The following is a 23,623-nucleotide window of genomic DNA, read 5'->3' as shown; positions in this document are numbered from 1 at the left end:
GTGTCAGCCTCCGACGATGGCTTGGAAGACGGTGAGTTGATCGCCGGGTTGCAGCGGCGTGTGATCGCGCGCGCTGCGGGCGACGAATTCGCCGTTCAGGGCGGTCGCGGCGGCGTCGGGCGCGACGCCGCGCTCGTGCAGCAGCGCGGCGACGGTCAAGTTGGGCGACCAATCGCGCGGCGTGCCGTTGACGGTGATGGTGGGTGTGTTCTCAGGCATGCGTGACCTCCTCGGCCGGTGCCACGATCCGCAACGCCGCCAGCGCGTCCTCGACCAGCGCCGGCGCGACCAGCCAGCCGTGGCGGTACAGCCCGTTGATGCGCAGCAGGCCGGGTTCGTGATGGGTCAGCGGCAGGTTGTCGGGCAGGGCAGGGCGCAGGTTCGTTTCCAGGTGCACGATGCGGGCTTCGGCCAGCTCCGGCAGCACGCTGTGCGCCGCGGCCATCAACTCGACGGCGCTGCGCAGGCTGACGGGCGAGCGGTCCTCGCTCTCGATCTCGGTGGCGCCGAGCACGACGATGTCGCCGGGCCGCGGCACCAGGTACACCGGGTGGCGCGGGTGCACGAGCCGTTGCGGGCGCTGCAGCGCAAGCCCCGGCGCATGCAGCCAGATCAGCTCGCCACGCACGCCACGCAGCGGCAGCGGCGGCCGCGCGCCGAGGCCGCGCACGTCGATCGCCAGATCGCAGGCCAGCAGGTCGCCGTCGTCGAGCACCAGGCGGCCGGGCTCGACCGCCGCGACCGACCGGCCCCAGCGCCAGTGCACGCCCGGCGCATCGGCATGCAGGGCGGCCAGCAGCGGCTCCGGCAGCACCTGGCCCTCGCCCGGCAGCTGCCATGCCAGCAGCCCGCGCGCCAGTGCCGGCTCGAGCGCCGCCTGCGTGGCGGCGTCGAGGGCCTGCGGTCGCTCGTGGACGCACACCATGCGCGATAGCAGGCGCTGCGCTGCGCCTCCGTCGCCGCGGTGCGCCAGCAGCAGGCTGCCGTGCTGGCGCAACGTCGCCGCGGCGCCACCCGGCAGCGCCGAGGCGATGTCGCGCCACAAGGCCATCGAGCGCCAGCCGAGCTGCGCGATGTGCTCGCCGCCGACCTCGCTCTCGGCCAGCGGGCTCAGCATGCCGGCTGCGCTGAAGGCGGCCGCGCCGCGGCCGTCGTGGCGCACCTCGGCGTCCGGCGCCGGGTCGAACACCGCCACCCGATGCCCAGCGTGCGCCAGCCGCCACGCCAGCAGCCGGCCCAGCAGCCCGGCGCCGGCGATGCCGATGTCCAGGCGCATCACTGCGCCTTGATCGGGATGTACAGCTCGCTGCCCGCGGCGCGGAACTCGGCCGACTTCTCGGCCATGCCGCGCTGGCGCTGCTCTTCGTCGCTCAAGGTAGCCTGCGCTTCGGCGAAGGCCCGCACGTCCTGCGTGATCTTCATCGAGCAGAACTTCGGCCCGCACATCGAGCAGAAGTGCGCGTGCTTCATCGAGTCCTTCGGCAGCGTCTCGTCGTGGAATTCGCGCGCGGTGTCGGGGTCGAGCCCGAGGTTGAACTGGTCCTGCCAGCGGAACTCGAAACGCGCCGCGCTGATCGCGTCGTCGCGCGCGCGGGCACCCGGGTGGCCCTTGGCGATGTCGGCGGCATGCGCGGCGATGCGGTAGGCGATCAGCCCCTGCTTCACGTCGTCGCGGTTCGGCAGTCCGAGGTGCTCCTTCGGCGTCACGTAGCACAGCATCGCGGTGCCCATCCAGCCGATCATCGCGGCGCCGATGGCCGAGGCGATGTGGTCGTAGCCGGGCGCGCAGTCGATCGTCAGCGGGCCCAGCGTGTAGAACGGCGCCTCGTCGCAGTGCTTCAACTGCTCGTCCATGTTGGCCTGGATCAGGTGCATCGGCACATGGCCGGGCCCTTCGATCATCGTCTGCACGTCGTGCTTCCAGGCGATCTGCGTCAGCTCGCCGAGCGTGCGCAGCTCGGCCATCTGCGCTTCGTCATTCGCGTCCGACAGGCTGCCGGGGCGCAGGCCGTCGCCGAGCGAGAAGCTGACGTCGTAGGCCTTCATGATCTCGCAGATCTCTTCGAAGTGCGTGTACAGGAAGTTCTCGCGGTGGTGCGAGATGCACCACTTCGCGAGGATCGAGCCGCCGCGCGAGACGATGCCGGTGCGGCGCTTGACCGTCAGCGGAATGAAGGGCAGCCGCACGCCGGCATGGATCGTGAAGTAGTCGACCCCCTGCTCGGCCTGCTCGATCAGCGTGTCGCGGAACACGGCCCACGTGAGCTCCTCGGCGATGCCGCCGACCTTCTCGAGCGCCTGGTAGATCGGCACCGTGCCGATCGGCACCGGCGAGTTGCGGATGATCCAGTCGCGCGTGGTGTGGATCTGCGTGCCGGTGGACAGGTCCATCACCGTGTCGGCGCCCCAGCGCAGCGACCAGACCAGCTTGTCGACCTCTTCGGCGATGCCCGAGCTGACGGCGGAGTTGCCGATGTTGGCGTTGACCTTGACCTTGAAGTTGCGGCCGATCGCCATCGGCTCGACTTCGGGGTGGTTGATGTTGGCGGGAATGATCGCGCGGCCGCGCGCCACTTCCTGGCGCACGAATTCGGGCGTGATGAGGCGCGGGATCGCCGCGCCGCGCGGCTGGCCGGCGAGGCGCGCCTCGCGCTCGGCGTCGGCGGCGTAGGCCTCGGTCCACTCGCGCTTGCCGTTCTCGCGCAGCGCCACGTATTCCATCTCCGGCGTCACGATGCCGCGGCGTGCGTAGTGCATCTGCGTGACGTTGGCGCCGCTCTTCGCGCGGCGCGGCGTGCGCTTGAACAGGCCTTCGGCCTGCAGCGCGGAGAGGCGCTCGGCCTGCGTCGCGCTGCGCACGCCGTCGTCGATCGGCTGCGGCGCCCGGCCGGTGTAGCTTTCGGTGTCGCCGCGCGCTTCGACCCAGGCAGCGCGCGGCGCATCGAGGCCCTGGCGGATGTCGATTACCGCGGCGGGATCGGAATACGGCCCGCTGCAGTCGTACAGCGTGACGGTCTCGCCGTTGCTCAATGCGACCTCGCGCATCGGCACGCGCACGCCCGGCAGCGCGCCGTCGACATGCACCTTGCGCGAGGCGGGAAAGGGCTCGCGCGAGGCGGCGAGCAGCGTGTCGAAGGATTCGGGGGCGTTCATCGGATCTCCTGAGGCAAAGCACGTGATGTGTCGTGCTCCGGAGACCGCCCCTTTCGGACCTGCTCGGCCGCGGTGCCCGACATGGGCAGCTTGCGGCGATCAGTCTTCAGGCTTGCTCTTCTTCCGCCGGCATGAACCGGATCAAGTTCTCGGGTTCGGTCTTGCAGACCATCTCAGCGCAGTGACGCACCCCGGAGCGGGGCGGAGTGTGGCGTGATACGCCGATCGATGTCAAGCCGCTGTCGCGATGGGGGATCAGTCCACCAGGCGGCCGCTGCGCCAGCGGATGACCCGCGCGCCGCCGGGTGCGGCATCGACCCAGAACACATCGATGCGGTCGTGCGCGACCGCCGCCGCGGCCTGCACCGCATACGTCACGGCCTCGGAGCCGGGCATCGCGTGCGGGCCTTCGACGCGGGCCAGCGCGTCGAGGCTGAGCGTGCTGCCCACCGTCTTGCCGCTGTCGTTCTGCGCACCGCCGCTGCTGAAATGTTCCCACGTGAAGGCCACGCTGCCGCGCTGGTTGGCGGCGACGTGCGCGAACAGCCCGGGGCCGAGCGAGACCGCCGGTGCGAAGCTGGTGCCACCATCGGCCGACAGCGTGAACCAGACCTTGTTCTGGTGCTGGTAGGCCAGCAGCAAGCGGCCATCGGGCAGCAGCTGCAGGCTGGGGTCGCCGCCGGCCGGGCTGCCGGCGGTGAGCGGCAGGCGCCGGTCGACCTGCCAGCTCAGGCCGCTGTCGGTCGAGCGGGCGAGGTAGATCTCGCTGTCGCCGGCGCCGCTGCGCTTGTCCTCCCACGTCGCCCAGACCGTCTGGCCGAAGCTCGCCAGGCCGATGTCGTGCGGCACCCCGGCGGCGGCGGCCGGCGAGAGCGCCGGGCTCCAGTCGCCCAGGCTCCAGCCGCTGCCGCTCCATTGGCGAGATAGCACGCGGCCGGCGCCTTCGTCGATCCAGGCCACCACGGCGCCGGCGACGCCGCTGCCGCCCTGCAGCGACTCCAGCGCAACGGCACTGCCGAGGTTGCCGCTGGCCAGCGTCAGCGGCAGGTCCCAGCGGCTGCGGCCGTCGCGCGAGCGCGCCACGAGCAGCTGGCGCGTGCTGCCCGCCTGTTCGCTCCACGCCAGCAACAGTTCGCCGTCGGCGAGCAGCGCGAGCGTGGGCTTGTCGATGCTGCCGCCGCCGGCCTTCGGCAGTGCCGCCACGCTCCAGGCCTGGCCATCGTGGCGGCCGTGCCAGCCCTGGCCGCCGTCGGCCCAGACCAGGTGCAGCACGCCGGTGGCGTCACGCAGCGCGAGCGCCGTGTTGTTGAAGGCCAGCACGACGTTGGTGCTGCCCGGCACGGTCTGCGCATCCGACCAGTCCACCGAGCGGGCAGGTCCGAGCGCTGCGACGCGGCGATGACGCCCGGCCGCCAGCATCTCGTCGGCCGACGTGCCGTAACCCGCATGGAGCTGCGCGCCGCGCAGCGCCAGCGTGTCGTGCGTGCCGAGCGCCAGCCGGGCCTGCGCCGGCAGGGCCCCCTGGCTGTGCGCGGGCAGCGGCGTGCTGCAGGGCGCCCAGCCGAGCGGCTGGCCGCCATAGCAGTACCACGCGCCCTGGAGCTCGGCGGCCAGGAACTGCAGTGCCGGCTGGCCCTGGTCGGCGGCCGGTACGTCGGTGATGAGCGTCAGCTCGGCGCGTTCGGCCGGGCCGCTGAGCTCGAGCCGCCAGCCGATCTGCTGCGCCGGCTGCAGCGCTGAAGCGACCATCGGCGACGCCAGCAAGCCAGCCGCGACCAGGCGGGCCAGCACGCTGTGCACGAGGGCGACCATGCGGCGCATCGTCGGACCACTCAGGTGCCGGCGTCAAGCTGCCCGACGAGCGCACTCCAGCCGAGCGCGCTGCCCCTGCCGCGCCCGCCGCGACGCGCTCGCCGCGGCCATCGCCGCCAGCGCCAGCAGCAGCACCGGCGCGGGCTCCGGCACGGTCGCGGGCGGCAGCGTCGGGAAGACGAAGCCGCCGCCCGCGACGTAGCCGCCGCCGGGCGTCAGCACGTCGACGAAGAACGTCGACGTGTCGAGCGCGTTCGTTTCGACCGCCGATTCGATGTGGGCATGCGACAGGACCGTCAAGCGGCTCGCGACGCGGATCACGCTGCCGACGTCGAACTCGTACGCCACCAGCGCGAGCTCGTCGATCAGCAACGCCGGTGTGCCGAAGCCGCTGGCGAAGCTCCAGTCGGCCAGCACGTTGCCGGCAACGAAGGTCCTCGACGTCACCCCGCCGCCGAACGCGGAACCGGGTCCGAAGCCGCTGCCGGCCACGAAGCCGTCGAGCGTCGTCGCGAACTGCAGCGTGACCTTCTCGCCCGGCGTGCCGGTGATCAGCAGGTCGGCGTACCAGCTCAGGTCGTCGGCCGCCTGCGCGCTGTGGAACGCGCCGCTCGTGTAGGTGAGCCCGCGGCCGCCGAGCGCGCCCACGCTCGCGTAGGCACTCGTCGACGCGGTCTGTGCGCCGCCGCCCTTGGTGTCGGCGATGCCCTGCGTCACGAGGCCGGTGCCGGCCGTCGGCCCCGCGTCGGCGAGGTTGACGAACCAATGCGCGTTGCCGGCATCCAGCGCGAGGTACGCGGCGACGCCGAGGTCGAGCACCGGCGCGGCGCGGGCGGGCAGCAGGGCCGTCGCGGCGAGCACGGCGAGCATGAAGAGCGTACGGTGCTCACGCATGATCGGCTCCCGGCAGCGCGCGCATGCCCAGCGCCACGCCCACGCCCTGCGGTGCGCCGGTCCGGCGACGCCGCAGCGCCGCGGCGACACCGAGGCCGAGCGTGGCCAGCACGAAGCTGCCCGGTTCCGGCACCGGCGTCGCGACGAAGCCGTGGATCACGCCGGCCGCGTCGGCATAGGTGCCGGCGATGACGCCGGCGTTGTTGATGTCGCTGGCCTGCGCGTAGAGCGTGGCGGGCGGCTCGATCGGCACGAAGCTGCCGTCGGCCCACAGGTAGCCGCTGAGCTCGTCGCCCTCGCCGTACCAGCCGACGATCGCGCCCAGGTCGTTGAGGCCGAACGCGCCCGAGCGGGTGGCGCCGAACGGCGTGATCGTCGTCAACGTCCCGGCGGACCACAGGAAGCCTGACGACGGCGCGCAGCCCGTGCACGACGCCTCGACCGCACCGACGATCTGGCCGAGGTCGTTGATGCCGACCGGCAGCGTGCTGTCGGCACCGGGCACGTCGAGCGTCGTGAATGCCCCGCCCGACCAGACGAAGCCGTGGTAGCCGGTACCGGGCGGACCGGTCCGGTACGAGCCGACCACCGTCAGCGCGCCGTTGACGCCGAACGCGCCGGTCTGCACCGCACCGGGCGGCACGAGGGCCGTGTACGCACCGCTGGCCAGCAGGTAGCCCCAGGCTGGATCGCCGCTGCCGATCTGCGGCACGCTGCTCGCGGTGCCGGCCACCGCGCCGCTGCTGCCGATGCCGAACGCATCGGTGTACGCGGCGCCCGGGTAGTTGATCGTCGACACCACGCCGCCTACCACGCCGCTTTGGGCGCGGAAGCCGTGCCACGCGCCGCCGGCGTCGAGCCAGGCGCCGACCACGGCGCCGCTGTCGTCGACGCCCTGGACATGGGTCTGCACGGCACCGGGCACGTCGATCGTCGTGTACTTGTAGACCGGCGCGGCGGTGGCCGTCGGGCTGAGGGTGAATGCGGCGCCGGCCAGCAGCAGCGCGGCGGCGAGCGTGTGGAGGGTCTTGCGGGTCTCGGGGGTCTTGCGGCGGGTCATGATGGCTCCTGAATGGGGACTTCCCACCCAGCAAGACGCAACAGCGCCCGGCCAGTCCGCCGTGTCAACCTAGGGGGGAGTGCCCGATCAGCGGGTCGCGCTCGACGCCGCGTGCATCAATTCACGCGCCGCGCGGCTGGCCGCTGCCGCTTCGCCGTCCAGGCGCTGGCTGGCCTGCAGCGCTTGCGCCGCGAGCGCCTGCGCCTGCACCCGATCGCCGAGCGCGAGCGCCAGCGCCGCACGGGCCCGCCACACCTCCGGTTGCACGCGCAGGTCGAATGCGCCTTGCAGGTGCTGCGCGGCCTGCAGCGCCTGGTCGCCGTGGCGCCGCGCAGCCAAGGGGTCGCCGCGCGCCAGCGCGATCTTCGCCAGGCCCATCTGCGCGAGGGGCACGGCGGCGATCGGGCGCTCGGCGGCGGCCCGCAGCACCGCCTCGAACTCGGTCGCCGCGGCGGGCAGCTGGCCGGTGTCGGCGAGCCATTGCGCGTAGCGCACGCGCGCGTCGCAGGCGGCCACGGCGCCTGCCGGCTCATGGCGTGCGTAGTCGTCGAGCGCTTCCCGGAACAGGCGCTGCGCCTCCTCGCCGCGGCCGAGCGCGGCCCGGGCGCGCGCGAGCAGCACGGCCGCATGGCGGCGGTCGGCCTCGCGGTCGGGGCGGGCGACGATCACGCGGTAGGCCGCCTCCAGCGGCGGCAGCGCCTGCGCCGCGCGGCCTTCGGCGAGCAGCGCCTCGCCCCACGATCGCAGCAGCATCGCGTCGTGGCCGGTGGCACCGCTGCCGGGCGGCGTCGGCAGCAGCGGCAGCGTCTCGTCGTACAGGCGATGCGCGGCCGCGCGCTCGCCGCGCCGGTGCAGGAAGCGCGCGTACTCGTCGATGACCATCCAGTGCGTCGGCAGGCGCACGCCGGCGCTGCGCGACAGGCGCTCGGCGTCGCGGAAGGCGGCCGCCGCGCCGGCATGGTCGTCGAGCTGGTGCAGCGCTTGCCCCAAGTTGCGCTGCGTCATCGCGAGGTCCCCGGCCTCGGGCTGGCGCTGGCGCCGGCCGGCGGCCAGGGCCTGCAGGTAGCGATCGCGCGCGGCCGCCGGCTCGCCGCGCTTGAGGTGCTCGTTGCCGGCGTTGGCCAGCGCGGCCAGGTAGCTCGGATGGTCCGCGTCGATGCGGCCGAAGAGCTCGATCGCGCGCAGCAGCGCGCGCATGCGCTCTTCGCCGGCGCCGGGAACGGCCTGCAGCGCCTGGGCCATCGCGAGCCACCACTCGGCCGCCTGCAGCGACCGGGCGCCGGCGCGCACGCCGATCAGCGCGTCGATCGCATCGAGCCGGCGCCGCGCCTCGTCGCGCTGCTGCGAGAAGATGTCCGACCAGACCTCGGTCAGCAGCGCATCGATGACCAGCGGATGCCGCTCGCCGTGGTGGGCCCGCGCCAGCGCCAGGCGTCGCGCCGACAGCGCGTCGTAGCGCTGCTGCTCGAGCAGCCAGCCGTAGATTTCGCTCGTGATGCCGAGCAGCTCGATCGCGGTGGCGGGATCGTGCGCGAACTCGGTCTCGATGCGCCCGGCGTTGAGATCGAGCAGCTCGCGCGCGGTGACCTCGCCCGGCGGCCGCTCGCGCAGCAGGCGCGGATCGTCGGCGCGGAAGACGCTGACGAGGAAGTCCTTGATCGCGCCGGCACGCGCGGCCTCGCGCTCGGCCCGCTGCATCTGCCAGAGGGTGGCGACCATGCCGGCGCAGATCGCCCCCAGCAGCACGGACGCCGCCGCGTAGCGCCAGGCGTGCCGGCGCAACTGCTTGCCGATGCGGTATCCCAGCCCCGCCGGACGCGCCGCGACCGGGCGCGAATCGAGGTGGCGGCGGATGTCCTCGGCGAAGGCTTCGGCCGAGCGGTAGCGATCGGCGGGCCGCAAGGCCAGCGCCTTGATCACGATCGCGTCGACGTCGCCGCGCAGCGCGCGCCGGTGCGCCGGCGGCGCGCCGACGCTGGGCAGCGTGATGCCGCCGTCGAGGATCGCCTCCTCGATCGCCCCCGGCGTCGCGCGGGCGAGCCGGTACGGCAGGCGGTGAGCGAGCAGCTCGTACAGCAGCACGCCGAGCGAATAGACGTCGGTGGCCGTGCTTAGAGCGCCGCCTGCGATCTGCTCCGGCGACGCGTACTGCGGCGTCATCGCGCGGCCGCCGAATTGCGTCAGCGCCGTCGGCGGGGCGTCGGCGCCGTCGCCGCCGAGCAGCTTGGCGACGCCGAAGTCCAGCAGCTTCACGCGGCCGCTGCGATCGACGAGCACGTTGGCCGGCTTGATGTCGCGGTGGATCACGAGCTGCCGGTGCGCATGGCCCACCGCTTCGAGCACCTGCAGGAACAGCCGCAGCCGGTCGGCCACCGGCAGGTCGCGCGCGGCCGCCTCGTCGGTGATCGGCCGGCCGTCGACGTATTCGAGCGCGAGCCAGGGCTGGCCCTGCGACACGCCGGCGTCGCGCACCGCGGCGATGCCCGGATGATCGAGGCTGCGCAGGATGTCGCGCTCGCGCGCGAAACGCTCGGCGAGCATCGCGGCGCGCAGCGGGTCGGCGAACGGCAGCTTCAGTGCCACCGGTGGCGCGGCGGGCGTGTCGGCGCGCGTGGCCAGGTGCACGACGCCCATGCCGCCGCGCCCGAGCTCGCGCACGAGCTGCCACGGGCCGATGGTGCCCACGTTGCAGGCAGCGGGCTCGTCGCGCACCAGCCGCGGCAGCGACGACAGGAACCCCTCGCGCTCCAGCGTCGCGCGCTGCGCGAGCAGCTCGCCGAGCGATGCGCGCAGCCGGGCATCGTCGCCCTGCAGCGCGGCGAGCGCGGCGGCCTGCCCGGCCGGCGCCTGGTCGAGCAGCCCGTCCAGCAGCTCGAGCAGGCGAGGCCAGTCGCCGCGCGCGATCTCCACGTCAGTTCCGCAGGCTCTGGTAGAGGAACAGTCGTGCCCGCTCCCAGTCGCGCTCGGCGGTGCGCTTGCCCACGCCCAGCGCAAGTGCCACTTCCTCCATCTCGAGGCCGGCGAAGTAGCGCAGCTCGACCACCCGCACCAGGCGTTCGTCGTGCGCGCCGAGCTCGGCGAGCGCCTCGTGCACGCGCAGCACCTCGCCGGCGTCGGCAGCGCCGGCGGGCTCGGCGTCGAAGCCGGTGTCCAGCGGCAGCGCCGCCGCGCCGCCGCCGCGACGAGCGGCGCGCGTCGCGCGGACGAGGTCGACGACGATCGAGCGCATCACCCGCGCGACGTAGGCGAGGAAACGCGGCCGGTCGGCCACCTCCAGCCGCTCGAGCCGGACCAGCCGAAGGAAGGACTCATGCACCAGCGCGGTCGTGTTCAGCAGTTCCTGCGCAGACCCGCGCAGCCGCGCATGCGCGATGCGGCGCAGGTCGGGGTACAGCAGCTCGAACAGCCGGCCCAGCGCGACCTCGTCGCCACGCTGCGCGGCGTGCAGCCATTCGGTGACGTCGGCCATTGCGGAGAGCGTAGCAACGGATCGCAGCGGCGACCAGGGGAGTTCTAGGGTCTGCCCCGACAGGGCCGAACGAATGACGCCCGAGCGCGCGTCCGCCGACGCGCCGGTCGTGTTCGACGCGCAGGCCGCGGCCGCGTGCGGCACCCGACCCCGTCACGCTGGCGAGCGTCGATCAACACGGCGCCACCCGCACCTGCGGCCAGCGCTCGGCAAGGTGCTTGGCCGCGCAACGTTGGCGATAGGCTCCAGCCACAGACCCGCCAGGGCGCACATGACCACGGTGCGTGGTCTCACGCTCACCTCCCGCGGCCGACGGCGCCATCCGTTGCCGTGCTTCAGGGCATCGAGCGCCGTGCGCAGCCGCGGGAACGCCCATGCGCGTTCCCACGCGCCGTCGATGGCGAACTGGCCCGAGCTCGGGCGTTCAAGCCGCATGGGCCCAGCGCAGCCCGTGCGGCAGCGCGCGCGGTCCGAACAGGAAGTGCAGCACGCGGCGGCGATGGTGGCCGGTGGACTTCGACGACGCGTGCAGCAGCAGCGGACGCATGACGAGCGCATCGCCGGCGTCGAGCGTGCACGCGACATCGCGGCCGCGGGCTGCGGCGGCCTGCTCATCCGAGGCGATGCCGTGCCGGTGCGAACCCGGCACCACGCGCAGCGGGCCGTCCTCGACGCCGCAGCCGTCCACATGCAGGCGCAGCGCGACCAGCTGCGCCAGCACCTCGGCGGGCGGTAGCACGAACAGCTGCCCCTCCTTGGTCGACCAGCCGCGCAGCGCAGGACCGTCGACACGCTCGGCCACGGGAATCGCCAGGTCCTGGTGCAGCGGCACCAGCCAGTTGCGCGCCGCGTGTTTCTCGAAGTAGGTGCACTGCACGGCGACGTGACCGCTGGGGATCAGCGCCGACAGCGGCGCCTGCCCGGGCAGCGCCGCCGCGAGCGTGGCGCACCAGGCTTCGCGCAGCAGCTGCCGCGTGCCGCCCGAGCGCGAGTTGGCGGACTCGATGTGCGACGCCAGCTCGGCGCAGGCCGAGCCATCGAGCACGCGCGGCACGATCACGAAGCCGTCGCGCTCGAAGCCTGGGCTCAGCACGCGAGCACCCGCACGCGCGGCCAGCGCTCGGCATAGCGCTTGGCCGCGCAACGTTGGCGATAGGTGTCGACGCTGACGCGGATCGGGTTGCGCCGCACCGTCATCGCGAACAGGTCGTCGAGGCCGTGCGGTGCGATGACGTGCAGCGCGTCGTGGGCGTCGAGCCACAGGCCGACCGATGTCGCGTACTCCGGCCAGGAGCCGACGGCTTCGTCGAGCGAGCGCAGCGGCGCGACGGCGTGGCCGAAGTGGGCTTCGAACCCGCGGTGCACAGCGGCCTGGTTGGTCACTTCCCACGGCAGCGACGGATGGGCGGCGCGCAGCCGGGCTTCGATCGCGCGTTCGCTCTTCGGGCACAGGTCGTCGCCATCGAAGTAGGCGACGTCGACGTCGGCGAGCGCCGAGGGCACCGTGTGCCCGTGCAGGTGGTCCCAGACCACATTGCGCACCGCACCGGCGCCGATGCACCACGACGCCAGGCCTTCATCACGCACCGCCTGCAGCGCCGTCACCAACCACGGCGTCGCGCGCACGAGCGCGACCAGCCTGTCGCGCAAGGCGGCCTCAGTGCCGGAAATGCCGCGTCCCGGTGAACACCATCGCGATGCCGCGCTCGTTCGCCGCGTCGATCACTTCCTGGTCGCGCATCGAGCCGCCGGGCTGGATCACGCAGCTGGCGCCGGCGTCGATCACGACATCGAGGCCGTCGCGGAACGGGAAGAAGGCGTCGCTGGCCACCGCGCTGCGCTGCAGCGACAGCCCGGCGTTCTCGGCCTTGATGCTGGCGATGCGCGACGAATCGACGCGGCTCATCTGGCCGGCGCCGACACCCAGCGTCATGCCGCCGGCGCAGTAGACGATCGCGTTGCTCTTGACGAACTTGGCCACCTTCCAGGCGAACAGCAGGTCCTGCATCTGCTCGTGCGTCGGCTGCAGCGTGGTGACGATGCGCAGCTCGCTGGCCGCGACGTTCTTCGCATCGGCCGATTGCAGCAGCATACCGCCGCCGATCCGCTTGAACTCCAGCGCATTGCCCTGGCGCGACAGCGGCACCTCGAGCAGGCGCAGGTTCTGCTTCTTCGCCAGCAGCTCACGCGCATCCGGCGTGACCGATGGCGCGATCAGCACCTCGACGAACTGCTTGGCGGCGACCATCGCTTCGACGGTCGCCACGTCCAGCGGCTGGTTGAAGGCGACGATGCCGCCGAAGGCCGAGGTGGTATCGGTCTTCAGCGCCTTGGTGTAGGCCTCGGTCGCGGTGCCGCCGACGGCCACGCCGCAGGGGTTCGCATGCTTGACGATCACGCAGGCCGGCGCGTCGAAGGTCTTGACGCATTCCCAGGCCGCATCGGCATCGGCGATGTTGTTGAACGACAGCTCCTTGCCCTGCAGCTGCGTCCAGCCCGCCAGCGTGCCGGGCGCCGGCTGCCGCTCACGATAGAAGGCAGCACTCTGGTGCGGGTTCTCGCCGTAGCGCAGGTCCTGCGTCTTCTCGAGCTGCAGCGTGTAGATGCCGGGGTACTCGGCGCGCGCCGGCACGGCCGAGGGCTTGTCCTCGGCGCCGGCGTCGAGCGCGCTGAGGTAGTTGGTGATCATGCCGTCGTAGGCGGCAGTGTGGGCGTAGACCTTGCGGGCCAGGCCGAACTTGGTCTTGCGCGTCAGGCCACCGGCATCGAGCTCGCCGAGCACCTGCGCATAGTCCGTCGGGTCGATCACCACGCCGACGTCGGGCCAGTTCTTCGCTGCCGCGCGCAGCATCGCCGGGCCGCCGATGTCGATGTTCTCGATCGCGTCTTCCAGCGTGCAGTCGGGGCGCGCGGTGGCCTGCGCGAACGGGTAGAGGTTGATCACCAGCAGGTCGATCGTCGCGATGCCGTGGGCCTTCAGCGCGGCCATGTGCTCGGGCATGTCGCGCCGCGCCAGCAACCCGCCGTGGATGCGCGGATGCAGCGTCTTGACGCGGCCGTCGAGCATCTCCGGGAAGCCGGTGACTTCGGCCACCTCGGTGACGGGCAGGCCGTTGTCGGCCAGCAGCCGCGCGGTGCCGCCGGTCGACAGCAGCTTGATGCCGCGCTGGTGCAGCGCGCGGGCGAAGTCGACGATGCCGGTCTTGTCGGAAACCGAGAGCAGGGCGGTGGTCATGGGGACTGCGTGGGCGAGGTGAAGAAGAAGGGGCGGCCGGCTACTTGATCAGCTTGTGATCCATCAGCTTGCGGCGCAGCGTGTTGCGGTTGATGCCGAGCCAGTCGGCAGCCTTGCTCTGGTTGTTTTCGGCGTGGCGCATCACGACTTCGAGCATCGGCTTCTCGACGGCGCCGACGATCATGTCGTGCACCGAATGCGGCTCGGTGCCGCGCAGGTCCTTGAAGTACTGCTCCAGGCTGTCGCGGATGCACTCTTCGATCTTCTTCTTGCTCATGCTTCCAAGGCCAGCAAATCGTCGTTCGCCGCGGCGCACTGCGGCAACAGGGAATGGTGCTCGGCCAGCTCGTCGAAGAAGGTGCCGACCGCGGCGACCTGCGCTTCGCTGCTGTCCAGCGTGTTCATCACCGCGCGGAAGATTTCGCCGCCGGGCAGGGCACGCACCGCCCAACCGATGTGTTTGCGGGCCGTGCGCACGCCGGTGAATTCACCGTACAGCGCGTAGTGCTCGAGCAGGTGCTCGAGCAGCCAGCCGCGTACTTCACGTGTTGGCGGCGGCGGCAGCTCTTCGCCGGTGGCGAGGAAGTGAGCGATCTCGCGGAAGATCCACGGCCGGCCCTGCGCGGCGCGGCCGATCATCAGCGCGTCGGCCCGCGTGAAGGCCAGCACCTCGCGCGCCTTCTGCGGCGTGGTGATGTCGCCGTTGGCGACGACGGGGATGCTCAGCGCCGCCTTCACCGCGGCGATGGTCTCGTACTCGGCCGCGCCCTTGTAGCCCTGCTCGCGCGTGCGGCCGTGCACGGTCAGCAGCGCGATGCCGGCGCTCTGCGCGGCGCGGGCGATCGACAAGGCATTGCGTTCGCTGTCGCACCAGCCGGTGCGCATCTTCAGGCTCACCGGCACGCGGCGCGGCGCGCACACGGCGACCACCGCCTCGACGATGCCGATCGCCAGTGCCTCGTCGCGCATCAGCGCCGAGCCGGCCCACTTGTTGCACACCTTCTTGGCCGGGCAGCCCATGTTGATGTCGATGATCTGCGCGCCGCGGTCGATGTTGTAGGCCGCGGCCTCGGCCATCATCTCGGCATCGGTGCCGGCGATCTGCACCGCGACGGGTCCCGGTTCGCCGGCATGGTCGGCGCGGCGCGAGGTCTTCAGCGAGTTCCACAGCTCCTTGCGCGAGGTCACCATCTCGCTCACCGCGTGGCCCGCGCCGAGGCGGCGGCAGAGCTGGCGGAAAGGCCGATCGGTGACGCCGGCCATCGGCGCGACGAACAGACGATTCGGCAGCTCGTAGGGGCCGAGGCGCATGGCGAGGAGGGGCGGGGGACTGCTGAAAAAGGAGGCAGGAGTATAGCGGCGCGGTCGACCCGGCCCGCCGCTTGCCCGGCGCCTGTGCGCCCTGCGTGCGCTCGTTCACGCGGTCCCTATGATCAGCGCCATGGAAGCCTGGATCGAGTCGCTCCTCGCCACGCTCGCACTGCCGAAGTTCGGGCTGTCGACGGTCTTCATCGTCGCGATGATCTCGGCGACGCTGCTGCCGGTCGGCTCCGAGCCGGCGGTGTTCGGGCTCGTCAAGCTGAACCCCGAGATGTTCTGGCCGGCAATCTTCGTCGCCACCGCCGGCAACACCGTCGGCGGCGCGATCAGCTGGTGGATGGGCTACGGCGCCGAGAAGATCTACGAGCGCGTCAAGCACCATCCGTTCGAGGCGCATGCGCTGAAGTGGCTCGAGCGGCTGGGCGCCAAGGCCTGCCTGCTGTCGTGGCTGCCGCTGGTCGGCGATCCGCTGTGCGCGGTCGCCGGCTGGCTGCGGCTGCCGTTCTGGCCGTGCATCGTCTACATGGCGATCGGCAAGTTCGCCCGCTATTTCACGATGACGGCCGGGCTGCTGTGGTTCTTCCCGGGGCAGTACACCCCCTGAAGAGATGTCGGCCCCCAGCTCACTTCCTTCGCGGCCCCCGAGGGGCGCTCAGTCGGCTTGGGAACGGCCCGGCGCCGACTGAAGTCGCGCCCGCGGAATGCAGCGTCAGAATCGGCGCTTCCCGACTCGATTCGGCGGATCCCGATGCTCACGACCACGACCCCGGCCTACGACGGCCTGACGTCCACCTTCCAGCGCCTGCACCACCTGCAGCACCTGCAATCGATCGCCTGGTGGGACCAGGCCGCGAACATGCCGCCGCGCGGCAGCGATGCGCGCGCCGCGGCGCTGGCCGAGATGGCCGCGCTGATGCACCGCATGCGCACCGACCCGCAACTGCGCGACGGCCTCGATCGCGCCGAGCAGGAGCCGCTGTCCGACCTGCAGCGCGCCAACCTGCGCGAGATGCGGCGCGAGTGGTGGCAATCGAACGCGCTGCCCGAATCGCTGGTGCAGCGCGCGCAGCTCGCCACCTCGCGCTGCGAGCATGCCTGGCGCAAGCAGCGCCCGGCCAACGACTGGCCCGGTTTCCTCGCCAACTTCCGCGAGGTGCTCGCCACCGGCCGCGAGGAGGCCACGCTGCTGGCCGAGCAATCCGGCCTGAGCCGCTACGACGCGCTGATCGATCGTTATGAGCCGGGCATGAGCTGCGCCCAGCTCGACCGCATCTTCGGCGACGTGCGCCAGTGGCTGCCGGGCCTGATCCAGCGCGTCGTCGACAAGCAGTCGCGCGAGCCGGTGATCGCCCCGGTCGGGCCGTTCCCGATCGCCGCGCAGCGCGCGCTGTGCGAACGCGCGATGCGCCTGCTCGGCTTCGACTTCGAGGCCGGGCGGCTCGACGTCAGCACGCACCCGTTCGCCGGTGGCGTGCCCGAGGACGTGCGGCTGACGACGCGCTTCCGCGAGGACGAGTTCCTGATCAGCCTGATGGGCACGATCCACGAAACGGGCCACGGCCGCTACGAGCAGAACCGCCCGCGTGAGCTGCTCGGCCAGCCGGTGTCGCGCGCGCGCTCGATGGCCATCCACGAGAGCCAGTCGCTGTCCTTCGAGATGCAGCTCGGCAGCCACCCGGGCTTTGCCGGGCTGCTGGCGCCGCTGGTGCGCGAGTCCTTCGGCGACCAGCCGGCCTTCGAAGCCGGCAACCTGCACCGGCTGATGACGCGCGTGAAGCCGGGCTTGATCCGCGTCGATGCCGACGAGGTGACCTACCCGGCGCACATCATCCTGCGCTACGAGATCGAGCGCCCACTGATCGAAGGCGAGATCGAGCCCGAGGACGTGCCGGCGCTGTGGGACGCCAAGATGGGTGAGCTGCTGGGCATCGACACCCGCGGCAACTTCAAGGACGGCCCGCTGCAGGACGTGCACTGGCCCGAGGCGCTGTTCGGCTACTTTGCGTGTTATTCGCTCGGCGCGATGTACGCGGCGCAGTGGTTCGCGGCGATGCGCCGGCAGACACCGGACCTCGACGCGTCGATCGCCGCCGGCAACCTGGCGCCGGTGTTCGACTGGCTGCGCGACAACATCTGGAGTGCCGCGAGCCGCTACACCACCGACGAGCTGGCGCAGCGCGCCACCGGCGAGGTGCTGAACCCGGCACATTTCAGGGCGCATCTGGAAGCCCGCTACCTGGCCGGCTGATCCGATGAGCGGCGCCGGCCCCGATCCCTACCGCGTCAATTCGCTGGTGCTGGCGCCGCAGACCAGCCCGGTGGCCGGCCGCGTGCACTGGGCGCCGGCGCGCTCGCTGTGGAACGGCACGATGCTGATCGGCGCGCTGGTGCTGGCGCCGCTGTACTTCACGTGGGGCGCGCTGGCGGTGTTCCTGGGCTTGAGTGCCGTGACGCTGTGCACCGGCCACTCGGTGGGCTTCCACCGCCGCCTGGTGCATCGCAGCTTCAAGTGCCCGAAGTGGCTCGAGCGGCTGCTCGTCTGGTCGGGCACCGCGGTCGGCATGGGCGGGCCGCTGTGGACCATCCGCACCCACGACACGCGCGACTGGGCGCAGCGCCAGCCGCAGTGCCACGACTACCTGGCGCACCGCCACGGCCTGCTGAAGGACGGCTGGTGGAACCTGCACTGCCGGCTCGAGCTGGATCACCCGCCGGGCTTCGACCCCGGCCCCGGCATCGGCGACGATCCGTTCTACCGCTTCCTCGAGCGCACCTGGATGCTGCACCAGCTGCCGATCGGCATCGTGCTCTACGCGCTCGGCGGCCTGCCGTGGATCGCGTGGGGCGTGTTCGCACGCGTCGCTGCCTGCACGACGATGCACTGGTTCATCTCGTACTTCGCGCACACCCGCGGGCCGCAGAGCTGGACCGTCGATGGTGCCGGCGTGCAGGCCCACGACGTGCCGATCGCCGCGATCCCGACGATGGGCGAGAGCTGGCACAACAACCACCACGCGTTCCCGGCGTCGGCCCGCCACGGGCTCTACCCGGGCCAGCCGGACCCCGGCTACCGCTTCATCCAGCTGCTGCAATGGCTCGGCCTGGCCTGGGACGTGCAGACCCCGGCCACGCTGCCGCCGCGGCCGGGCATCACGCCGGTGCGGCCGGGCGCCGCGGCGGTGCTGCGTCCTTCGGCCGATAGGCGGGCATGACGGTTCCCTCGCCCGCCGGCGACCCACCGCCCGCGCGCGGTCCCAAGTTCCTGCCGTTCTCGCGCGGGTGGCCGCTGCTGGCCGGCGTGCTGGCGGGCATCGCGTTGCGGCTGGTCTTCTCCGGCAAGCCGGGGGACCCGTACGCGACGATGCTCGGGTCCTTCATCTACCTGGTGCCGATGCTCGTCGGCGCGGTGACCGTGTATGCGGCCGAGCGGCTGGGACGCCGCAGCTTCGGCTACTACCTTTGGGCGCCTTTCGTCGCCAACGTGTTCTTCGTGTTCGGCACGCTGCTGATCCTGATCGAAGGCCTGATCTGCGCGATCGTCATCGTGCCGCTGTTCGCGCTGCTGGGCTCGATCGGCGGCCTGGCGATGGGCGTGGTGTGCCGCATCACGAACTGGCCGAAGCAGACGCTGTACGGGCTGTGGGCGCTGCCGCTGCTGCTGGGTGCGGTCGAGTCGCAGCTGCCGCTGCCCACGCGCGAGCGGGCGGTCGAGGCCAGCCGCCTGATCCAGGCCTCCCCCGAGACCGTGTGGCGGCACATCCACGATGCCCGCGCGATCCAGCCGCACGAGGTCGACGCGGCCTTCTTCTTCCGCATCGGCGTGCCGCTGCCCGAAGCCGGCATCTCGAAGCTGACGCCCGAAGGGCGCGTGCGCGAGATCCGCATGGGCAAGGCGGTGCACTTCGAGCAGGTGGTGACCGAGTGGGAAGAGCAGCGCCATGTGCGCTGGGTCCACCGCTACACGGCCGATTCGTTCCCGCGCCATGCGCTGGACGATCACGTCGTGCTCGGCGGCCACTACTTCGACATCCACACGATCGCCTATCGCCTGGTGCCGCGCGGCCCAGCCACCGAGCTGCAGCTGCGCATGGAGTACCGCGTCAGCACGCCGTTCAACTGGTACGCCGACCCGCTGGCGCGCTGGATGCTGGAGAACTTCGAGGACGTGCTGCTGCGCTTCTACCAACGCCGCAGCGAGGCGCGCTGAGGGGTCAGCCCGTGGCCGCGAGCTTGAACACCGCCACCGCGCCGACCAGCTGCGCGGCTTGCACCTTCAGGCTCTCGGCCGCAGCCGCCGATTCCTCGACCAGCGCGGCGTTCTGCTGCGTCGCCTGGTCCATCTGGGTGACGGCGTTGCCGACCTGCGTGACGCCGGCGCTCTGTTCGCTGCTGGCGGCGCTGATCTCGCCGACGATCTCGGTGACGCGGCGGATCGACGCGACGACCTCGTTCATCGTCGACCCCGCCTGATCGACCAGCGCCGAACCCTGCTCGACGCGCTCGACGCTGTCGGAGATCAGCGTCTTGATCTGCCGCGCCGCGTCGGCGCTGCGCTGCGCCAGGTTGCGCACCTCGGAAGCGACGACGGCGAAGCCGCGCCCCTGCTCGCCGGCGCGCGCCGCTTCGACCGCCGCATTCAGCGCCAGGATGTTGGTCTGGAAGGCGATGCCATCGATGACGCCGATGATCTCGGCGATCTTGCGCGAGCTCTCGTTGATGCCCTTCATCGTGTCGACGACGCGGCCGACGACCGCGCCGCCGCTGGCGGCGACGTTCGACGCATCCTGCGCCAGCCGATCGGCCTGGCGCGCGTTGTCGGCGTTCTGCCGCACGGTGCTCGCCAGCTGTTCCATCGACGCCGCGGTCTGCTCCAGCGCGCTCGCCTGTTCCTCGGTGCGCGCGCTCAGGTCGTTGTTGCCCTGCGCGATCTGCGCCGAGGCCGTGGCCACGCTTTCGGAGTTGCGGCGCACGCCGTGCACCACGTCGGCCAGCCGCTCCTTCATCACCGCCAGCGCGCGCAGCAGCGCGGCCACTTCGTCGCGGCCGCCGGTCGGGATCGCCACGCTCAGGTCGCCGTCGGCCACGGCGTTCGATGCCGCCACCGCCTGCGCCAGCGAGCGCGAGATGCCACGCACCAGCAGCCAGCCGAAGCCCAGCGCGAACAACACGCCGGCGGCGATTGCGCCGATCGACAGCACGCGGATCGTGGCGTAGCGCGACGAGGCCTCTTCGTGTGCGCGGCGCGCTTCGTCGAGCTGCAGCTTCATCAGCGCCTGGATGCCTTCGCCGACCGGCCGGTACAGCGGGCGCACCGCTTCGACGACCAGCCGTTTGGCTTGCTCGAGATCGTTGGCCCGCAGCGCCGCGACGGTGGGCTTCAATCCATCGACGACGAAGGCGCGGCGGTGGGCGGCGAAAGTCTTCGCCAGCGCGGCTTCCTGCGCCGACAGCGGGCTGGCCATGTAGGCCTCCCACAGCTCGGTGATCGCCGCGATGTTGGTCTCGACCTCGGCCGTGTTGCGCTTGATGTCTTCCGGCGTCGGCGTGACCAGCGAGACGGCCAGCGCGAGGCGGTTGCGCAGCAGGCGTTCCTGGATCTGCGCGATCTGCCCCATCGGCACGGTGCGGTGCTCGTAGACCGTCTGCAGCGCGGCGTTGGACTGGTGGATGCCGCGCAGCCCGATGCCGCCGATGCCCAGCAGCAGGATCGACAACACGCCGATCAGAACGAACATGCGTGTCGAGATCTTCATCGTGCTCATCGGGCGCTCCTGGAACTGCAAGTGGCCGGGCGAGCCGGCGCGTTGCCGGCTTGCGCGAACCTTATGCCGATCAGGTGCCGCCGATCGCTGGAACTGCGCCGCAAAGTGCGCGCAGTTCCCGCGTTTCTAGGTCGCCTGCCCTGGAGGCGCGCGACCTGGGCTGAAGCCGCGGCGAACGAGCGCTTCGATGCCGGCAGGGTCGAGTGCCGCGCCTTCGGCGCGCCAGCGTGCGATGCGGTCCTCCCCGTGGGCCGCGCGCAGCATCGCCATGACGCTGGGCTCCAGGTCGGGGCCACGCCCGCGGTAGGGGACGGCACTGTCGCTCGCCGCGTCGGCTTCCATCGCGCCCAGCAGGCGCGCCGCGTCGTCCAGCCGGCCCTGGTGCGCTGCGAGCAGCGCGACACCGTCGCCTAGCGTTGTCAGGCGGGCCCCTCGCCGCCGGTGCTGCAGCATGTCCGTTGCGACATGCTGCGCGCGCACGAGGTCCCCTGTCAGCGTCAACGCCGCCACGAGGCCATCCATCACGGACGTCAGCAGCAAGCGGCTCATGTGCCGCAGCGAGCCCTCGAGCGCTTCCGTGCCGAGCGCGATGGCCTGCTCGTGGCGGTCGTTCGCCAGGCACTGAACCATCCAGTTGTTCACCGTCACCATCACACCGCGCGAGTCGCCGACCTGCCGGTACCGGCGCAAGCCTTCGGCCATCGACTGCTCGACCGCCGCAGCATCGAGCGACTGCACGAAGGATGCGCGGCGGGTCGCGATGGTGCCGAGCAGCCACGGCGGCCAGTCGTCGCAGCGCAGCGCATGCGCCTCGGACATGACGCGCTCGGCCGTCGCGTCGTCACCGATCCAATGCGCATGGAAGCCATGGATGCACAGCGTCCACGCCAGGCCCTGTGGGTCCCCCAGCGTGCGGAACAGCGCCTCGGCGCGCTGCAGATGCTGCGCCTGCAGGTCCGCGGTCAGCCCCGACTGTTGCGGCGGAATGACGGCCGTGCTTGCCAGGTAGCGCGCCAGCAACGGCGGCGGCACCGGATCGTCCAGGAAGGCCTGCGCGGCCGTCAGCCAGCGCCGCAGCTCGTCGAGCAGGTCCAGACGCTGCATCAGCTCGACGCTGTACGCTGGGATCGTCAGCGCGAGCGTGTGCTGTCCAGGGGTGCGCAGCGCCCACTCGAATGCGGCGCGGATGTTGTCGATTTCCGGTGCCAGCAGATCGATGAAGCTGTCCATCGTCTGCCGGCCCGCCTCGACCCGCGCGATGGTGTCGACCAGCACGGCCGCGACGCCTTCTGCATGGCGCTGCAGATAGTGCGCGTGCTCGCCGGTCTCGATCAGCTGCTCGATCGCGAAAGCTCGGCCGCTTTCGAGCAGCCGATAGCGTGGCGGATGGCCGCTTTCGGCGACGAGCAGCGAGCGGTCGACCAGCGCGCCGATGCCGTCGAGCACCGACCACGCGTCGGCATCGTCGCCGGCGACGGTGCGTTGCGCCAGCTCCAGTGTGAAGCCGCCCGCGAACACGCCGATGCGCCGATGAATCGCACGCTCGGCCGGCTCCAGCAGGTTGTGGCTCCAGGCCAGTGTCGCGCGCAGCGTGCGGTGGCGCTCGAGCGCGGTGCGGCTGCCGCTGTGCAGCATGCGCAGCCGTTCGCCCAGCCGGCTCAGCACCCCGCTGACGCCGAGCAGCGGCACGCGTGCTGCCGCCAGCTCGATCGCCAGCGGCAGTCCGTCGAGCTTCCGGCACAGGGCCACGGCGTCGTCGCACAGTCCGTCGTCGAGCGTGAACTCGGGCAACAGTGCGCGCACGCGTTCGACGAACAGGCGTACCGCAGCGGCGGACAGCGCCGCGGCAAGCCCCGGCGCCTGCGGCAGGCCGAGCGGACCGAGGCGGAACAGCTGCTCGCCACCGATGTGCAGCGGTTCCTGGCTGGTGCAAAGCACGCGCACGCCGGGCGCCTGATGCAGCAGCTGCTCGACAAGCACGCTCACCGGCGCCACCACATGCTCGCAGTTGTCCAGCACCAGCAGCATCGACTGCGACGCGAGGGTCGCCGCGAGCTCGCGCGGTCCGCCGCTGCTGGCGGTCGATTCAATGCCGATCGTCTTGGCGACCACGCCGTTGACCAGGTTGCCGTCGCTCAATGCCGCCAGCTCGACCATCCAGGCACCGTCGCGCCACAGCGCGGCCTGCGAGTGCGCGAAGGCTTGCGCCAACGTCGTCTTGCCGACGCCGCCAGGTCCGGCCACGGTCACGAGGCGATGCGTGTGCATCAGGCCGCCCAGCGTGGCCAGCGCGTCGTCGCGCCCGAACAGCGGCGGCAAGTCGACCGGCAGATTGCCGTGCGCCCGCGACGCCGGTGGTGTCACCTCCGTGGTGACGAACGTGCCGTCGTCCGGCGGCATGCGCAGATGGAACGCACGCACCGGCCTGGCGATGTTCTTGACGAGCTGCTCGCCGGCGTCGTCGAAGGCCCACGGGACGTGCGAGGCGACCTGCTCCTGCACGTTGCCGGAGACGCAGACGCCGCCTGGCTGGGCCAGCGCCTGCAGCCGCGCGGCGATGTTGACGCCGTCGCCGTAGAGCCCGCCGGCGTGCTCGAGGATGTCGCCGAGGTTGAGCCCGATGCGCAGCATCATGCGCCGCGACGGCGCCAGCGCAGCCTGCCGCGGCGCGAGTGCGTGCTGGATGTCGACCGCGCAGCGCAGCGCCTCGACCGCGCTGGCGAATTCGGCCAGCACCGAATCGCCGGCGGTGTCGACGATGCGCCCGCGCCGCGCGACGACGAGCGCGGTCACCGTGCGGCGCAGGCCGAGCAGCGCATCGACGGTGGCCTCGTCGTCCTCGCCCATCAACCGCGAGTAGCCGACGACGTCGGCACTCATGATCGCGGCGAGTTTGCGGCTGCGGGGCAACGGCGCCT

The 23,623-nt window shown here is 71.9% G+C and carries 19 protein-coding genes and 1 riboswitch; of the genes, 4 read left to right on the top strand and 15 right to left on the bottom strand.

The annotated features are described in order from the left end of the window. Positions 1 to 3: 3 nt before the first annotated feature. The 13 genes from thiS to dusB form a co-directional block, all read right to left on the bottom strand. A complete protein-coding gene (thiS, locus tag HLB44_RS31240) occupies positions 4 to 219 on the bottom strand; it encodes a sulfur carrier protein ThiS (RefSeq protein WP_173132720.1) in 216 nt (71 codons plus the stop codon). Next, the gene (locus HLB44_RS31235; protein WP_173132719.1) at positions 212 to 1,276 is read right to left on the bottom strand and encodes an FAD-dependent oxidoreductase; all 1,065 of its coding nucleotides are present in this window, start codon (positions 1,274 to 1,276) and stop codon (positions 212 to 214) included. The genes thiS and HLB44_RS31235 overlap by 8 nt, the downstream gene beginning before the upstream one ends. Beyond that, positions 1,276 to 3,153 (bottom strand): phosphomethylpyrimidine synthase ThiC, encoded by a 1,878-nt coding sequence (gene thiC / locus HLB44_RS31230; RefSeq protein WP_173132717.1) that lies wholly within the window; start codon positions 3,151 to 3,153, stop codon positions 1,276 to 1,278. Before thiC ends, HLB44_RS31235 begins: the two co-directional genes overlap by 1 nt. Before the next feature lie 101 nt (positions 3,154 to 3,254). Next, positions 3,255 to 3,357, bottom strand: a riboswitch (TPP riboswitch). A 51-nt stretch (positions 3,358 to 3,408) separates the two neighbouring features. After that, positions 3,409 to 4,974 (bottom strand): sialidase family protein, encoded by a 1,566-nt coding sequence (locus tag HLB44_RS31225; RefSeq protein WP_173132714.1) that lies wholly within the window; start codon positions 4,972 to 4,974, stop codon positions 3,409 to 3,411. A 24-nt stretch (positions 4,975 to 4,998) separates the two neighbouring features. Next, on the bottom strand, positions 4,999 to 5,859 hold the full coding sequence (locus tag HLB44_RS31220) for a PEP-CTERM sorting domain-containing protein (RefSeq protein WP_173132711.1): 861 nt from the start codon (positions 5,857 to 5,859) through the stop codon (positions 4,999 to 5,001). Continuing rightward, positions 5,852 to 6,919 carry a PEP-CTERM sorting domain-containing protein gene (locus tag HLB44_RS31215; protein ID WP_173132695.1) on the bottom strand — a complete coding sequence of 356 codons (1,068 nt, stop codon included), beginning with the start codon at positions 6,917 to 6,919 and terminating at the stop codon, positions 5,852 to 5,854. Before HLB44_RS31215 ends, HLB44_RS31220 begins: the two co-directional genes overlap by 8 nt. An 87-nt stretch (positions 6,920 to 7,006) precedes the next feature. Further along, positions 7,007 to 9,829: a protein kinase domain-containing protein gene (locus HLB44_RS31210; protein ID WP_173132693.1), complete on the bottom strand. Its 2,823-nt coding sequence runs from the start codon at positions 9,827 to 9,829 to the stop codon at positions 7,007 to 7,009. Between the two features lies 1 nt (position 9,830). After that, positions 9,831 to 10,388, bottom strand: a complete 558-nt coding sequence (locus tag HLB44_RS31205; protein ID WP_173132691.1) for an ECF-type sigma factor — start codon at positions 10,386 to 10,388, stop codon at positions 9,831 to 9,833. A 424-nt stretch (positions 10,389 to 10,812) separates the two neighbouring features. After that, a complete protein-coding gene (locus HLB44_RS31200) occupies positions 10,813 to 11,481 on the bottom strand; it encodes a phytanoyl-CoA dioxygenase family protein (RefSeq protein WP_343051668.1) in 669 nt (222 codons plus the stop codon). Next, positions 11,475 to 12,038, bottom strand: a complete 564-nt coding sequence (locus HLB44_RS31195; protein WP_217283874.1) for a nucleotidyltransferase family protein — start codon at positions 12,036 to 12,038, stop codon at positions 11,475 to 11,477. Before HLB44_RS31195 ends, HLB44_RS31200 begins: the two co-directional genes overlap by 7 nt. 7 nt (positions 12,039 to 12,045) lie before the next feature. Continuing rightward, positions 12,046 to 13,623, bottom strand: a complete 1,578-nt coding sequence (gene purH, locus HLB44_RS31190) for a bifunctional phosphoribosylaminoimidazolecarboxamide formyltransferase/IMP cyclohydrolase (protein ID WP_173132689.1) — start codon at positions 13,621 to 13,623, stop codon at positions 12,046 to 12,048. A 40-nt stretch (positions 13,624 to 13,663) separates the two neighbouring features. Beyond that, entirely contained in the window at positions 13,664 to 13,900 is a 237-nt protein-coding gene (locus HLB44_RS31185; protein ID WP_173132687.1) for a Fis family transcriptional regulator, read from the bottom strand. Beyond that, positions 13,897 to 14,934 carry a tRNA dihydrouridine synthase DusB gene (dusB, locus tag HLB44_RS31180; protein ID WP_173132685.1) on the bottom strand — a complete coding sequence of 346 codons (1,038 nt, stop codon included), beginning with the start codon at positions 14,932 to 14,934 and terminating at the stop codon, positions 13,897 to 13,899. The genes HLB44_RS31185 and dusB overlap by 4 nt, the downstream gene beginning before the upstream one ends. Positions 14,935 to 15,064: 130 nt before the next feature. On the opposite strand from dusB, the gene HLB44_RS31175 reads away from it, so the two are divergent. The 4 genes from HLB44_RS31175 (at position 15,065) to HLB44_RS31160 (ending at position 19,150) form a co-directional block, all read left to right on the top strand. Then, on the top strand, positions 15,065 to 15,547 hold the full coding sequence (locus HLB44_RS31175) for a YqaA family protein (protein ID WP_173132683.1): 483 nt from the start codon (positions 15,065 to 15,067) through the stop codon (positions 15,545 to 15,547). Positions 15,548 to 15,691: 144 nt separating this feature from the next. Continuing rightward, positions 15,692 to 17,191 carry a carboxypeptidase M32 gene (locus HLB44_RS31170; protein WP_173132680.1) on the top strand — a complete coding sequence of 500 codons (1,500 nt, stop codon included), beginning with the start codon at positions 15,692 to 15,694 and terminating at the stop codon, positions 17,189 to 17,191. A 4-nt stretch (positions 17,192 to 17,195) separates the two neighbouring features. Next, entirely contained in the window at positions 17,196 to 18,155 is a 960-nt protein-coding gene (locus HLB44_RS31165; protein WP_173132677.1) for an acyl-CoA desaturase, read from the top strand. Beyond that, entirely contained in the window at positions 18,152 to 19,150 is a 999-nt protein-coding gene (locus tag HLB44_RS31160) for an SRPBCC family protein (RefSeq protein WP_173132674.1), read from the top strand. Before HLB44_RS31165 ends, HLB44_RS31160 begins: the two co-directional genes overlap by 4 nt. 4 nt (positions 19,151 to 19,154) lie before the next feature. Here HLB44_RS31160 and HLB44_RS31155 read toward each other — a convergent pair whose 3' ends face one another. Continuing rightward, positions 19,155 to 20,705, bottom strand: coding sequence for a methyl-accepting chemotaxis protein (locus tag HLB44_RS31155; protein WP_173132671.1), 1,551 nt, complete (start codon positions 20,703 to 20,705; stop codon positions 19,155 to 19,157). Between the two features lie 126 nt (positions 20,706 to 20,831). After that, positions 20,832 to 23,585: an ATP-binding protein gene (locus tag HLB44_RS31150; protein WP_173132668.1), complete on the bottom strand. Its 2,754-nt coding sequence runs from the start codon at positions 23,583 to 23,585 to the stop codon at positions 20,832 to 20,834. Positions 23,586 to 23,623: the final 38 nt, after the last annotated feature.

This window comes from Pseudaquabacterium terrae (genome assembly GCF_013266755.1).
In the GTDB taxonomy this organism is placed as follows: Bacteria; Pseudomonadota; Gammaproteobacteria; order Burkholderiales; family Burkholderiaceae_C; genus Pseudaquabacterium; species Pseudaquabacterium terrae.
The sequence above is the reverse complement of the archived record's forward strand: the minus strand, read 5'-3'. Positions and strand labels throughout refer to the sequence as shown.

Coding starts and splice junctions, on each gene's coding strand:
- thiS (WP_173132720.1), bottom strand. CDS start 219: ATGCCTGAGAACACACCCACCATCACCGTCAACGGCACGCCGCGCGAT.
- HLB44_RS31235 (WP_173132719.1), bottom strand. CDS start 1,276: ATGCGCCTGGACATCGGCATCGCCGGCGCCGGGCTGCTGGGCCGGCTG.
- thiC (WP_173132717.1), bottom strand. CDS start 3,153: ATGAACGCCCCCGAATCCTTCGACACGCTGCTCGCCGCCTCGCGCGAG.
- HLB44_RS31225 (WP_173132714.1), bottom strand. CDS start 4,974: ATGCGCCGCATGGTCGCCCTCGTGCACAGCGTGCTGGCCCGCCTGGTC.
- HLB44_RS31220 (WP_173132711.1), bottom strand. CDS start 5,859: ATGCGTGAGCACCGTACGCTCTTCATGCTCGCCGTGCTCGCCGCGACG.
- HLB44_RS31215 (WP_173132695.1), bottom strand. CDS start 6,919: ATGACCCGCCGCAAGACCCCCGAGACCCGCAAGACCCTCCACACGCTC.
- HLB44_RS31205 (WP_173132691.1), bottom strand. CDS start 10,388: ATGGCCGACGTCACCGAATGGCTGCACGCCGCGCAGCGTGGCGACGAG.
- purH (WP_173132689.1), bottom strand. CDS start 13,623: ATGACCACCGCCCTGCTCTCGGTTTCCGACAAGACCGGCATCGTCGAC.
- HLB44_RS31185 (WP_173132687.1), bottom strand. CDS start 13,900: ATGAGCAAGAAGAAGATCGAAGAGTGCATCCGCGACAGCCTGGAGCAG.
- dusB (WP_173132685.1), bottom strand. CDS start 14,934: ATGCGCCTCGGCCCCTACGAGCTGCCGAATCGTCTGTTCGTCGCGCCG.
- HLB44_RS31175 (WP_173132683.1), top strand. CDS start 15,065: ATGGAAGCCTGGATCGAGTCGCTCCTCGCCACGCTCGCACTGCCGAAG.
- HLB44_RS31170 (WP_173132680.1), top strand. CDS start 15,692: ATGCTCACGACCACGACCCCGGCCTACGACGGCCTGACGTCCACCTTC.
- HLB44_RS31165 (WP_173132677.1), top strand. CDS start 17,196: ATGAGCGGCGCCGGCCCCGATCCCTACCGCGTCAATTCGCTGGTGCTG.
- HLB44_RS31160 (WP_173132674.1), top strand. CDS start 18,152: ATGACGGTTCCCTCGCCCGCCGGCGACCCACCGCCCGCGCGCGGTCCC.
- HLB44_RS31155 (WP_173132671.1), bottom strand. CDS start 20,705: ATGAGCACGATGAAGATCTCGACACGCATGTTCGTTCTGATCGGCGTG.
- HLB44_RS31150 (WP_173132668.1), bottom strand. CDS start 23,585: ATGAGTGCCGACGTCGTCGGCTACTCGCGGTTGATGGGCGAGGACGAC.